This is a genomic window from Sulfurospirillum sp. 1307 (assembly GCF_054408545.1).
In genome coordinates this window covers 476,391-489,695 of sequence record NZ_CP176011.1, presented here as the reverse complement: position 1 = coordinate 489,695, position 13,305 = coordinate 476,391, and the positions used below count along the sequence as shown (strand labels likewise).

General features: G+C 28.7%; 13 protein-coding genes. 2 read left to right on the top strand and 11 right to left on the bottom strand.

Annotated elements, in window-relative coordinates; genetic code table 11:
• Positions 1–114: 114 nt before the first annotated feature.
• Together ACKGJI_RS02570 and ACKGJI_RS02565 are read left to right on the top strand one after the other, a co-directional pair.
• Positions 115–1,164, top strand: coding sequence for a chemotaxis protein CheX (locus tag ACKGJI_RS02570; protein ID WP_458700993.1), 1,050 nt, complete (start codon positions 115–117; stop codon positions 1,162–1,164).
• Between the two features lie 9 nt (positions 1,165–1,173).
• Complete coding sequence (locus ACKGJI_RS02565) at positions 1,174–1,716, top strand: isochorismatase family protein (RefSeq protein ID WP_458700992.1); 543 nt, start codon at positions 1,174–1,176, stop codon at positions 1,714–1,716.
• On the opposite strand, the gene ACKGJI_RS02560 is transcribed toward ACKGJI_RS02565, so the two are convergent.
• The 11 genes from ACKGJI_RS02560 to ACKGJI_RS02510 form a co-directional block, all read right to left on the bottom strand.
• Entirely contained in the window at positions 1,709–2,398 is a 690-nt protein-coding gene (locus ACKGJI_RS02560) for a class I SAM-dependent DNA methyltransferase (RefSeq protein ID WP_458700991.1), read from the bottom strand. The genes ACKGJI_RS02565 and ACKGJI_RS02560 overlap by 8 nt on opposite strands.
• Positions 2,391–3,740 carry an FAD-dependent oxidoreductase gene (locus ACKGJI_RS02555; protein ID WP_458700990.1) on the bottom strand — a complete coding sequence of 450 codons (1,350 nt, stop codon included), beginning with the start codon at positions 3,738–3,740 and terminating at the stop codon, positions 2,391–2,393. The genes ACKGJI_RS02560 and ACKGJI_RS02555 overlap by 8 nt, the downstream gene beginning before the upstream one ends.
• A gap of 167 nt (positions 3,741–3,907) precedes the next feature.
• A complete protein-coding gene (locus ACKGJI_RS02550) occupies positions 3,908–4,285 on the bottom strand; it encodes a RidA family protein (protein WP_458700989.1) in 378 nt (125 codons plus the stop codon).
• Positions 4,286–4,295: 10 nt separating this feature from the next.
• Entirely contained in the window at positions 4,296–5,390 is a 1,095-nt protein-coding gene (gene dapE, locus ACKGJI_RS02545) for a succinyl-diaminopimelate desuccinylase (RefSeq protein WP_458700988.1), read from the bottom strand.
• A gap of 24 nt (positions 5,391–5,414) precedes the next feature.
• On the bottom strand, positions 5,415–6,866 hold the full coding sequence (locus tag ACKGJI_RS02540) for an EAL domain-containing protein (RefSeq protein WP_458700987.1): 1,452 nt from the start codon (positions 6,864–6,866) through the stop codon (positions 5,415–5,417).
• A 48-nt stretch (positions 6,867–6,914) separates the two neighbouring features.
• Positions 6,915–9,119, bottom strand: coding sequence for an endonuclease MutS2 (locus tag ACKGJI_RS02535; protein WP_458700986.1), 2,205 nt, complete (start codon positions 9,117–9,119; stop codon positions 6,915–6,917).
• Positions 9,119–9,466, bottom strand: a complete 348-nt coding sequence (locus ACKGJI_RS02530) for a hypothetical protein (protein ID WP_458700985.1) — start codon at positions 9,464–9,466, stop codon at positions 9,119–9,121. Before ACKGJI_RS02530 ends, ACKGJI_RS02535 begins: the two co-directional genes overlap by 1 nt.
• Before the next feature lie 2 nt (positions 9,467–9,468).
• Positions 9,469–10,764: a UDP-N-acetylmuramate--L-alanine ligase gene (murC, locus tag ACKGJI_RS02525; RefSeq protein WP_458700984.1), complete on the bottom strand. Its 1,296-nt coding sequence runs from the start codon at positions 10,762–10,764 to the stop codon at positions 9,469–9,471.
• The gene (locus tag ACKGJI_RS02520) at positions 10,761–11,897 is read right to left on the bottom strand and encodes a succinyldiaminopimelate transaminase (protein ID WP_458700983.1); all 1,137 of its coding nucleotides are present in this window, start codon (positions 11,895–11,897) and stop codon (positions 10,761–10,763) included. Before ACKGJI_RS02520 ends, murC begins: the two co-directional genes overlap by 4 nt.
• Before the next feature lie 108 nt (positions 11,898–12,005).
• Positions 12,006–12,524, bottom strand: a complete 519-nt coding sequence (locus ACKGJI_RS02515) for a cyclic nucleotide-binding domain-containing protein (protein ID WP_458701686.1) — start codon at positions 12,522–12,524, stop codon at positions 12,006–12,008.
• Between the two features lie 4 nt (positions 12,525–12,528).
• Entirely contained in the window at positions 12,529–13,305 is a 777-nt protein-coding gene (locus tag ACKGJI_RS02510; protein WP_458700982.1) for a hypothetical protein, read from the bottom strand.

Genomic DNA, 13,305 nt, shown 5'->3' with positions numbered 1-13,305 from the left:
TTTCTATCTAAGTGTTTATTAATAAAAATTTTTGTTTAATTTCATATGTTATAATAGTTTATAAAAGTTATTGTATCTAATTAAATATTATATAACCATATTAAAAGCGAGTCTATGCAAACCATAAAAGATAAAATCATATATATCATTTACGAAGGTAAGATTGATGCTAGAAACAATAAGCTAGTTGCACAGCAAATTATAGCATTAGAACAAACTATTTACGAAAGAAATCTTTTTGGTATTTATATATCTATCAAAGACAATCCTTACGATTTAAATGAATTAAAAAACTTAGTCGCAATTTTAGAAAGTTTGAGTAAAAAACTAAATACATCAATTGCTCTTGGAGATTATGACCACAAGGTATATAATATTTTAAAAGTAGAAACAAAACTAACAAGAGTAAAACTGTTTAAAAATTGGCAAATTGCAAAACTACTACTTGCTCCAAAATCTTTCAATAAATCGCTAAAAGTTTTTATTTTTGATGATGGAGATGAGGAAGATTTAGAAAAAATCTCATCAATTCTCTCAAAAGGAGAGCATAGTCTTGTCTATATTAAAGATATGACAAAATTTAGGGAGTATATTGAAACAAATAAAAAAGATATACTCATATATGAAACAAAAATCAATTTTATAAAAGTAAAAAACTCAATAAGCGAAAAACAAAAGGTAGGAAATTTTAATCTATCAAAAACTCTAGTAAGTAATCTTCCGATTTTTGTAAATACTGCAGTAGATACTTTAACTTCGATTACAGCATTGGAAGCTAGCAAAGTATCACATGAAATAACCATGTTTGAACCATCAAATTTTTTGGACAATATCTGTTCAGTCATGGAATTTCATGGAGAAATCGATGGATATTTTTTACTAATGTTTCCTGAAGTTTTAGCAAAAAAAGCGATTGAGTCAATGTTGCAAGAAAAACTAAAAGAAGAGAATTTATTAGAAGATTTACTAGATGGTATTAGTGAATTTTGTAACATCATAACTGGTAGCATAAAAACTGCGCTTTCTAAAAAAGGAATCAACCTAACATTTGACTTACCAAAAGCTAGCAAGTCACTAATAAACACAAACATCCCCCATAACAATGGCATACTAATAAAAATGCAACTTGAAAATGAGCTTTTTCATATATTTATAGTCAAATAAGGATTTAAAATGAGAATTGAAGCAAATAATACTCAAGCACTACTAGTTGACATACAAAAAAAACTTTTCCCTCACATGTATGAAAAAGAACTTTTTTTAGAAAAAACTCTTAAACTTGTACAAGGATTGCAATTACTTGAAATTCCTGTGCTTTTAAACGAACAATACAAAAAAGGCTTAGGTGAAACCATAGAGCCTATAAGAGAAATTTTACTTGATAAAAACTCATTTGAAAAAACAACATTTAGTTGCTGTAAAAACAACTCAACTCTAGAAGAAATAAAAAAAAGAGATAAAAAATTTGTCATTGTTTTTGGTATAGAAACTCATGTATGTGTACTTCAAACGATCTTGGATTTAAAAGAAGAAGGTTTTATCCCTATTTTGGTTGAAGATGCTACAACTTCTAGAAATCCAAATGATAAAAAGATAGCTATACAAAGAATTATAAGTGAAGGTTCGGTTGTAACTACTTATGAATCATTACTTTTTGAACTTTGTGTAAGTTCAAAAAATAAAGCTTTTAAAGAGATAAGTAAACTAGTTAAGTAGCCTTTTTAAACAGCATCAATATCTTTTCATCATCATACTCAAACATTCCAACTAAGGATTTTGAGATTAGTTTAAAGCCTGGTATATTTTTAAATCTTGAGAAATGATGAAAATATTGCAAAATCTCTCCACTGTATTTTTTAAAATACTCATTTTGCTTTTCAAAAAGAGTTATATTTGTTTTTAAAATTTCATTTTCAAAATTTGCTTCAATTGATAAAAATTTATCTTCACTATCTTTTACCATAATGCCATCGGTAACTTCAAATCCATTTTTTGTATTAATATCACACAAAAAATATCCATCATCTTTTAAAACTCTGCCAATTGATACGAAAAAGCTATCTAAATCCTGATCTTTTATATAATTAATCACATCACCAATGCTCACTACACAATCAAAGGATTTACTCTCAATCTCATTTAAATCTAAAACCTTTGCATTAACTCCAAGCAAATTTGCTCTTTTGATCATCTCTTTGCTTTTATCAATACCTAGGTGCTTATAGTTTTGTTCTTTTAAATGTTTTAAAAATCTTCCATTTCCACAACCAACATCTAAAATATTTTCTACATGTAAAGAAGAAATGATTTGAAGGTATGATGAGTATAATTCCTCATACTCATCATAAAAGCCAATCATTGGCTCTATTTTTGCATATAAATCTAGTGAACTATTCAACTAAATCCTTATTAAATTCTTCTTGATTAAAAGTTTTGCCAAGATATTCGCAAACTATTTTACAATCTCTCTCAGCATTACCAAGACAACTAGTTGCTCCTGGGCTTGGAGTCATATTAAAAATAATTCCAGTTCCTGGATTTACACTAGCTTCTCCTAGCATAAGCTTTTTGTTTTTCTTATCTAAAACTTGTGGTCTAACACCACCAAATCCATCTGCATACTCTATATCTTCAAGTTGCAATGATGGAACTATTTTTCTTGCATCTTTTAAAAATAATTTTTTATTGATATATGGAACTTCAAATAAAAAGTTTCTAAATACATAATTTCTTATATCACTATCTCCTAATAAATCAGCAAAAATTTTAGCAATTGAACTATCAAAATTTAGAGTCTGAAAAAAATCAATAACAGTTGAATTGCCATGATATCTCTCTAACTTAGGAAGAGCAAGCGCAGTTGGTCCAAACCTTGTATATCCATTTGCTAAAATATCTGGATCCCCATGAAGTGCAGCAAAAGGAAGCTTTGGATTTTGCACCATATATACTTTTCCATTTAGTATCTTTTTTGTAGTAAGATAAAAACTTCCAGCCATAGGAAGACATCCATAATCTAATCCATGCCCCATTCTATGAGCCAAATATAAAGAGTGAGCACCAGCATCTACCACAACAAAATCTGCACTAAAAGTTTCATCTTTTGTTCTTACTACATGAGTTGAGCCTAGCTTTTGTATATCTATAACCTGTGAGTTAAGATATAAATCACACTCTTTTCCTTCGATTTTCTTGGCATTTTCTACCAAACTTTCAGTCATTTTACCAAAATCAACAGTGCTGTAATTACTAGTTCCTGCTTCTACTCCAACACCAAGCACATCTTCTGGTCTTTCTTTACCATTTTCATCATATACAAGTTTTGGTTCAATCTTAGCTAATTTATCTTTTTCAAATACTTCAAGATATGGGAAAAGCTCTTTAAAATCTTCATATCTTTTTCTCATATATCTTACTTCATCATCTCCAACACCAATAGCCATTTTTTGATGAGCAAACATAAATTTATTTTCATATCCGTACTGCAAGCAATATTTTTCAATCATTTTTGCAGTTCTTTTAACACTTTTAGCTTTTTCTACTGTATAGTTTGTTTCTATATCACCACAATGTATAGTTTGAGAATTACTAGTTCCTTTTGAGTTTAAACTAGCTAAAGTATCATACTTTTCCAAAAGCCCTATACTTTTTACGTCAGTATACTTAGCTAATTCATAAAAAAGAGCTGCCCCTGAAATCCCACCACCGATGACTATGACCTCATAGTGTTTGTTAGACATAAAATTTCCTTGAACTAAATTTTTATAATATAATTACATAATATTACAAAAAGAAAAATAAATTAAGCTCAAAATGTCACTTTTAAAATAATATATTAAAATAAAATAAAGGCTAAAAGAATTATGACTAATTTAAAGCTAATTTTAAAAAATTATTTCGTCAAATTTTAATTAACTTTTAAAGCAATTACTTCTATCTCGATTCCAACATTCAAAGGCAATGTTTTAACAGCCACTGTACTTCTTGCAGGTTTATGCTCGCCAAAAAACTCAGCATAAACTTCATTTACATCTTTAAATGTATTCATATCAGATAAAAATATAGTTGTTTTAACTACATTAGAAAGGCTACTTCCAGCCTCTTTTAAAACTTCACTAAGATTAGTTAAAACTTGTGTTGCTTGAACTTTTATATCACCCTCTACCAAAATCCCATCACTATTTAGAGGAATTTGTCCTGAAGTGTATATAAAATCTCCTACAATTACAGCTTGAGAGTAAGGTCCAATCGCTTGAGGTGCCTTTGTTGTCTTTACATATTTCATAATATTACTCCTAAAATTTTTTAATTACATTTTTAAAGACTTTTTCAAGTCCTTCTACTTCACTTAATCCACATCTTTCATTTGGAGCATGTATTGTATCATTTATAACTCCAAATTCTACTACTTCAATTCCAAGTGGCGCTAACATCCTAGCATCGCTAGTTCCACCTGCAGTTGAAAATTTAGTATCTACATGTAACTCTTCTTTTATCGCTTCTTTTAAAACTTTTACCACTTTAGAATCATTATTTGTAACAAAAGGAAATGAGCCTTGAGTTAAAACAAGTTCAAAATCCAAATCTTTACACAATTCTTCTATATAGCTTTTTATATCTTCTTTTGTTGTATTTGTTGAATTTCTTACATTAAACATTATCTTAAGTTCACCTGGGGTTACATTTGTAACTTCCATACCACCTCTAATATCAGTGATTACTAACTGGCTTGGAGCAAAATTTTCATCTCCATTATCAAAAAAATGACCAGCCATTTTTGGTAAAATAGAAGCAAATTTATGAACTGGATTTATAGACTTTTCTGGGTAAGCTGCGTGTCCTTGTGAACCAAAAATCTTTAAAACCCCATTTATCGAGCCTCTTCTTCCTATCTTTATAGCATCCCCAAAAACTTTTTCACAAGTTGGCTCAGCTACTATGGCAAAATCAGGTAAAAAATTTTCTTTTTTTAGATAATTAAGCACTTCAATAGTTCCATGCTTTGCATCACCTTCTTCATCACTTGTTAAAATGATTGAGAGTGTTCCACTAAAATTCTTAGTATCATGACAAGCTTTTAAAAAGGCACAAACTCCACTTTTCATATCTTGTGTACCTCTTGCATATACCTTATCATCTTTTATAACTGGCTCAAATGGATTTGTATCCCAACCATTGCCTGGAGGTACTACATCAATATGTCCTGCAAAACATAAATGCTTTCCATCACCAAACTTTTTATATAAAAATAGGTTTTTAGTATCTTCTACATTTATCTCTTTACATGTAAAATCACTTAGATATTCTTTTATGAATAAAAATGCACCATCATCATTTGGAGTTATCGATTTATATCTTAGTAGTTTAAAAAAAAGCTCTTTTGTTGTCATAATACACCTTTATTAAAAAATGTATTATATCAAATTGGCTTTAGGCTCACCTAAATAAAAGCCTTGAAACTCATCAATGCCTAATTCAAGGCATTTTTCATAAACATCTTTAGAGCAAACAAACTCTGCAATCGTTTTTACATGTAAAGTTTTGGCAAATGAGATTATAGCTCTTACAATCTCTTGTGAGTTTTCATCTGTATCAATGTTTTTGATTAATGAACCATCAATTTTTAGATAATCTGGTTTTAATTTTAATAGATAAGAAAAGTTACTATATCCTGTTCCAAAATCATCTATTGCTATTTTTACTCCTAGCATTTTTGCTTTTGCTATAAAGTTATCAACTCTTTGTAAGTGCTCAATACTTTCATCCTCTAAGACTTCAAAAACTATCTTTTTAGCAATGCCTAGTTCTCTTATCTTATCAATGACATAATTATTTATATCACTATCCATCATATCTCTTGGAAGAAGATTAAAAGATAAAGCTTTATTACTTTTTGAAATCATAGCAAAACTTTTATCTATTATCCTTTTTGTCATAAGTGAATAAAGCCTTGCTTTTTTACTTGTATTTAAAAACTTTGCAGGACTAATTATATTGCCATTTTCATCTATAATTCTTGCTAAACATTCATACTTTATAGTATCTCCATTTCTATCTTGTATCGGCTGAAAAAATGGAAGAATCCTATCTTCATATAATGCTTTTTTTATAAGCTTGATATGTTTTATTCTATCTTCATATTCATCTTTCGTATCCATTATATGAAGATAAGATGCAAAATCTTTTCCATGAGTTTTAGCAAAATTTAGTGCTTTTTGAGCTTTTTCAAAACATTGTTCGCTCTCAAAAGAAACTCCTATAGTTGTATTTATAACAACTGAAGTTTCATACTCCTCTAAGTAAAGCTCTTTTGTTTTAAAAATTTTAACAAGTTCAAAAACAATCGTTTCATACTTTCCTATATCAAAATCAGAAACATCTAAAAGTGCAAATTCATCTGCACCAATTCTGTAAGCTTCTAAATTGTATTTATTTGCAAACTCTTTTATTATGCTAGACATCTCTTTCAATACGAAATCACCAGAATTTTTTCCATAAAACTCATTTATCTCTTTAAAAGAGTCAATATCTAATAAAATTATTTTTGGATTTTTTGTTTTTTTCAACCTTTTATCTAAAGATTTTAAATTTGAAAGCTTTGTTAAGTTATCTTTATATAATTGGTCTCTTAAAGTTTTATTCACTATATGTAATTTTTCTTTATGTATATTTATCGAGTTTACATATTCATTTAATTTATCATTGATCTTTTTAGCTACAAATAAGATAAAGGGCAAACAAACCAATAATATATATATTAAAACTTCCCCATCATGACCTAAAAAATATATACCAAGAATTAATAAAATAGCTCCAATAACAGGAGCAAATAAAATAAACTTTGATAACTTATTTATCTGTTTCAAAAAACTTCCTTTAGCACACAACCATGAAATATTATACTATAAAAACAATTATAATTCTACTATGGTCGCTCCAAATCCTCCTTGATTTGGTGGAGCATCCCTAAAAGAGGCTACACTTGGATGAGTTTTTAAAAATTCTCTTACTGCGTAAGCTAATTTCCCAGTTCCAATTCCATGATAAATTCTTAAACTCTCATATCCTTGGATAAGCGCATCTGAGATAAATTTATCAAGATTTTCTATGGCTTCTTCTGCCCTTTGTCCATGCAAATCTAAAACAACAGTGGAGTTTGCTCCCTCTTTTGAAACTCTAATCATTGCTTTAGTTTTTTTCTTAGGTGGCTTTCCAGCTTTCTTTAAGCTACTTATTGGAACTCTTAAATTCATACCATCTGATTCAATAAAAGCAATATCTTTTTTTATACTCTTAACAACTCCTCTATTGCTTCCATATTTTACATTATCACCAACTTTAATCTCTTCTTTTTCTTGCTCAATCTTAAGAGGTATTCTTGTTGCTTTTTTATACTCATTTGCTTTGTTTAAATGCCTATGTGCCTCTTTTATATCTTTTGATTTAATTGCTTCTTTTGCTTCATTTATGGCTTTTTGATACTCTTTATTTAGTTTGTAATTTAACTCTTCAAACTCTTTTTGCTGAGCCTCTTTTTTATCTTTTAAATTGATTTTTAATCTGTTTATTTCTTCTAATTCTTTGTTCAATTTTTGAGATTCTTCTCTAATTTTTAATTCTAAATCAATATTTTTTTGAATCAAATCATTTAATTTTTCTTTATCTTCCCCATAAACACTTCTTGCTTCACTAACCAAATTCTCAGGAACGCCATATCTCAAAGCTGTCTCAAAAGCATAACTCTTACCAATAGTTCCACTTAAAAATCCAAAAGTTGGTCTTTGGTTTTGTTCATCATAAATTGCAGCCATCAATTCAACTTCACTATGAGTAGCCATCAAAGAGGCTAATCTTTTGTGGTGAGTAGTGATGACTATCTTCATATCCTTTTTAATTAATTTTTCAATGATTACTTTAAACAAGCTCGCAGCTTCATCTGCATCAGTTCCAAGCTCTATCTCATCAACGCCCACTAAAAGTGATTTTTTTGATAAAAGATTTGCAAATTGCTTCATACGACCTGCAAATGTAGAGATGTCATTTTTTACATTTTGAGGATCATCTAAAATCGCATAAAAATCTTTAAATGAACCAATAGAAGATTTTGAAGCATCAATGCTCATAGGAAGTAAATACTTAGCAAGATACGCTGAGGCTAGGATTGATTTTAAAAGCATAGTTTTACCACCAGCATTTACTCCAGTTATCATTAAAACTTGCTTTGTAAAATCTATGCTAATTGGTTTTGGATTACTCAAAGCTGGGTGTGAAAAGTTTTTTAGCTTTATTTTGGTAGTTTTATTAGGAAGTATAAACTCCATATCTTTTGATTTTGCAAAATTAACTCTTGCTTGGTAAGCATCAAATCTATCAAACTCTTTATTTATAAATTTTAAAAAAAGTAGAGATTTTGAAAAAATAGATGAAATTGATTTAGTATACTCATAAATCAAATCCTCTTTTTTTGCTAATAAATCATTTTGCTTAGAGATTAATTTTGAAAGATTTTCAGGAGTTACATAAAAAAACCCACTACTACTTCTAGCAACAACACTTCCTTTTAAAACATGATTAAAGCCACCCCTTAGCAAAAGTGCTTCTTGGTCATTTATAAAGTGTACTTGCCTATCAACTAAGTAAGAATGAAGTTTTGAGTTGTTCATAACTCTTTTAAGAGCTACTCTCATATCCTCTTTTATATGATTTAAACTCTTAGTAATTACTCCAAATCTCTCATCAATCTCATCTTTAAATTCACCATTTTTATCAAAATAAGAACAAATTTCCAAAAGATTATCTGGCAGTTCAATCCTACTCATCCACTCACCAAGTAAACCCTCAAGGAACTCTTTTTTCAGCTCTTTAAAATAAAGTATGATACTTACAAATGAAAAAATCTCTTTTAGACTTAAAACACCATTTTTTTGAAGTATTGCTAAAGCTCTGTCTAGATTAATAACTTCTGGAATTTGTTTAATCGATGGTTTTTGAAACAACTCTTGTATCAACTTATGATGAAGATGCATATCTCCTTGTATAAAAAGAGGCTTTGAGCGAGAAAGAAATGCTTCATAAGAGTCTACATACTCCTTTAAATCTAACTGAGAAAGTAAATCCATCACTTCTTTACACTACATGTAGATACTCTTACAATAACTCCTTCTAGAGTTTCTATTCCGCTTTTTGGTATAAAAGTTTGAGTACCACTTACATATATAAAATCTTTTTTATTTACACTATCATACTCTTTACATGTAAGAGTTTTACCTTGCCTAAAGGCATTTACAATTTCTCTATTTTGTAAGGCACTGTTTTCTTGAAAACTCTCATAAAAATATATAATCAATGATAAAATTGCAACAGCAATAAACAAAGAAATTTTAGTATTTTTACCCATAGTATCTTTTTTACTTACCAAGATAACAACAACAAGTAAAACTAAAATTATAAATAAAACAATTTGCACTCTTAAGCTCCTCTTAACTGATAAGTAATATCACCAGCTCCAAAACCAATAACCAAACCTTTATCTAATTTTGTAATTTCATCAAGAATGATAAAATCTCCATCTCTTTTTAAATTTTGTATAAATTTTGGATTATATTTTTCAAACTCTTTAGCAAAATCAATATCTTTTTTTGCTTCTCCAGCACTCCACACAGGCATGATTATTAGCTCATCTACTCCACTAAAACACTCAACAAAAGCTTTTAAATTAAAAATTGTTCTAGAGTACTTATGTGGTTGCCAAATAGCTGTAATTTTATCCAAATTTAGTAAATTTGCATACTTCTTTGCTGATTCAATAGTTGCTTTTATCTCTGTTGGATGATGACCATAATCATCAATCAAAGCATACCCATCTTTTTTTGTAAGTATATCAAATCTCTTTTTTATACCTCTATAATTTTTTATCTTTTCTCTACAACTCTCTAAATCTATCTCATTAATACTAGCTAGTATTGCAAGTGAAGCATCAACTGCAATATGCTCTCCTATTCCCCAAACTTCAAACCTTCCTAAATCTTTTAAGATAAATGAAGTATAAGGCTCGCCATTTTTTATGATTGTTTTAATTTCAGTAATATCTTTACTAGGATATAGTCTAATTGCATCTAAATCCTTTAGAGTTGATAAAAATTCATCTTCTGCATTTATAACTCTAATAGTTGCACTTTTTAAAAATGTCCTATAAGCATCATAAAATTTGTCATAATCGTAGTTATAATACTCCATATGTTCAGGTTCTGCATTTGTAACAATTGCAATATATGGATTTGAATTTAAAAAACTAGAATCACTCTCATCAGCTTCAAAAATGATATTATTACTAGCCATATAGTGCATATTTGTATCAAACTGCTTACTCTCAGCTCCTATAATGACTGAGCCATCAACCATACTTGCAACTATTGCACTTGTTGTACTCTTTCCATGAGCCCCACAAACAGAAAAAACTCTTTTTTCTTTTAGTATCAAAGGAAGCGCTTCTTTTCTTGAAAGAGTAATGATTCCTTTTTTTCTAGCCTCAACTAATTCTATATTATCATCTTTTATAATGGCTGAGTAAATAACTAAATCTTGATTTTTTATATTTTCTTTGCAGTGAGGAACACAAACTTCAATCCCCTCTTCTTGTAATTTTTTAGTAATTTTTGTCTCTTTTATATCTGAGCCACTTACGCTATAACCCTCTTTTTTTAAATATCTTGCAAGTGCAGATAGCCCAATCCCACCAATTCCTACAAAATGGATTGATTTCATTTATTATCCTCGTTTTCTATAAAGTCTTTGATATGCTTTAAAATTTGCTCTGTTTTTTTACTATCTTCTACCAAAGCTATCCTAACATAAGCACTTCCTATTCCTTCACGCCCTAAAAAACTGCCTGGAAGTACCTTTATATTTTTCTTTTCATAAAGTTTTTTAGTAAACTCTAAATCATCTTTAACCTCAAGCCACACATAAAATGTAGCATCACTTTTTTCAACTCCCAAAATCTCACTGGCTAATTCTAAATTTTTCTTATAAATCTCTCGCGATTTTTCTACATGTAATTCATCAGCCCAAGCAATAGCACTAGCTTTTTGAAGCGGAAGTGGAATTGCAGCTCCAACATATGTTCTGTATTTCATATAATCTTTTAAAATATTCTCATCACCAGCTATAAAACCACTTCTAAGGCCTGGCGCTGAACTTCTTTTTGAGATAGAGTTGATAACTAATACATTTTTAAAATTATCATTGTTTACATGTAAACTTGCTTCAAGCAAAGAAACAGGTTTTTCATCACAATAAATCTCACTATAACACTCATCATTTAAAAGCACAAAGTCATATTTCAAAGCAAGTTTAACCCACTGCCCAAGTTCTTCTAAGCTAAGAGTCGAACTTGTTGGATTATTTGGAAAATTTAGTATAACTAAGTTTGCATCTTTTAACTCTTTTATATTTATATCAGGTTTAAAGCCATTTTCTTTTGTAAGATTTAGATGTAAGACTCTAGCTCTACTCATTTTAGCAGCACCTTCGTAAATTTGATAAAAAGGATTAGTATAAGCAATGAGCGGATCTTTTACATCAAAAAACAAAAACTGTGGAAAGTTAAAAAGCACCTCTCTTGTTCCAAAAGTTGGAATTATCTCACTTTTTTTAAGCTCAACTCCAAATCTTTTTTTTACAAATTCGATTTGAGCATTTTTTAAAAACTCTTCACCAGCACTTTTTGGGTACTTATTTAGTAAAGCTGTACTATTTTTCAACTCTTCTTGTATAAACAAAGGAGTATCAAACTGAGGCTCCCCTATGGTTAAAACTACTGTCTCATAATCACTACTTGGCTTAATATCTACTAAAAGCTCACTTAATTTTTCAAATGGATATTTTTCAAATTTCAATTATTGTATTCCTGTTCGTATGTAGTGTTTTTATTTTAACATATGTTTCATTAATATTGACAAAATTATATTTTCAATTTATTCATTAATTGTGTAATTGTTTTTTGATTAAGTTGTAGTATTTCTTTTGTTTGATAGTTCAATTTTATGTGTCAAATCTAATGAAATATTTCTATATAATTTTGCAAAAGGATAAGAGTATAATTCTGTACACTTTTCCTCATTTATTTCAAATGATATTACAGTAGTTCCCTCTGTATGTGCTAAGATTGTAGCATTTCTTGGTTTTTTTGTTAAAAATGCCATCTCTCCAAACATACTACCTGATTCTATAGTTGCAACTATCTTTTTATTATCAACTACTACAACACCTAAGCCATAAAGGATAAAATAAATTTCTTCAGATTTATCTCCCTCATTCATTATAATATCACCCTTTTTATGTCTTCTAAACTTTACATTTTTAGTAATACGAATGATATCTTCCTTACTTATTTCATCAAAAAGGTATATTTTACTACTTATCTCTAAAAGTTTCTTTTCAGATACACTAAGCTCACGCCTACTTCCAGCTTCTAGCATCCTTTGAATTTCTTGCTTTGTGTAATTAGTATTTTTTATAACCATCACATTAATCCATGACTTTTAAGATTTCTTGTAAATATTCATGCCATTTTTGATTTTTAGTCTGAGCCATATCTACTTTTTTTAAATATTCATTTATAAATAATTTTGTCGAAAGTTCTTCTTCTAATTTAGTGTCAGATCTTTTTGATTTTTTAAAAAACTCCTGTATAGATTGACTCTTCCTAGCCTCTTTCCATAAAAGCGAATCAAAGTAGTATGTTTTTGTATTTATTATTATTCTCAAGCTTTCATCATACTCATCAAATTCTTTCAAAAATTCTGATTCAAACTGAGCTTTTAAAAAATCCCCAAGCTCATTAAGATTATCTAAAGAAATATTTGCCAATTTCTTATCTTTATTCTTGTCATTTTCTAATAATTTCTTAGCTATTCCCACTAAGCCTTGATTTGTTTTTAAAAAGTTAAATTTGTATATAGAAAAAGGATCTTTAGTTTTTTCCAAAAAAGATTTATAAAATTTATTTAGGTTTATAATATCTTTGTAGAATTTATTTATCAAGTTATCAATAACTTGCGAATCATTTGCCAATATTGTGTTATAAGCAGATGAGATAAAACGATTTAATTGCATATAATCTATTTTTATTTGATACTCAAATCCATTGTTCTCAAGAAAATTTATATTAAATCTCAAAACTTCTTGCTCATCTGAGAAAAAATCATCCAAAAAATCGTGTATGATTTCAATAGCTTTAAAAACTGTTTCTGAGTTATCTTCAAATATGGGAGCAGAATCTTTAGTATTTTTATTTTCTTGCAT

Coding starts and splice junctions, on each gene's coding strand:
- ACKGJI_RS02570 (WP_458700993.1), top strand. CDS start 115: ATGCAAACCATAAAAGATAAAATCATATATATCATTTACGAAGGTAAG.
- ACKGJI_RS02565 (WP_458700992.1), top strand. CDS start 1,174: ATGAGAATTGAAGCAAATAATACTCAAGCACTACTAGTTGACATACAA.
- ACKGJI_RS02555 (WP_458700990.1), bottom strand. CDS start 3,740: ATGTCTAACAAACACTATGAGGTCATAGTCATCGGTGGTGGGATTTCA.
- ACKGJI_RS02550 (WP_458700989.1), bottom strand. CDS start 4,285: ATGAAATATGTAAAGACAACAAAGGCACCTCAAGCGATTGGACCTTAC.
- dapE (WP_458700988.1), bottom strand. CDS start 5,390: ATGACAACAAAAGAGCTTTTTTTTAAACTACTAAGATATAAATCGATA.
- ACKGJI_RS02535 (WP_458700986.1), bottom strand. CDS start 9,119: ATGGATTTACTTTCTCAGTTAGATTTAAAGGAGTATGTAGACTCTTAT.
- murC (WP_458700984.1), bottom strand. CDS start 10,764: ATGAAATCAATCCATTTTGTAGGAATTGGTGGGATTGGGCTATCTGCA.
- ACKGJI_RS02515 (WP_458701686.1), bottom strand. CDS start 12,524: ATGGTTATAAAAAATACTAATTACACAAAGCAAGAAATTCAAAGGATG.
- ACKGJI_RS02510 (WP_458700982.1), bottom strand. CDS start 13,305: ATGCAAGAAAATAAAAATACTAAAGATTCTGCTCCCATATTTGAAGAT.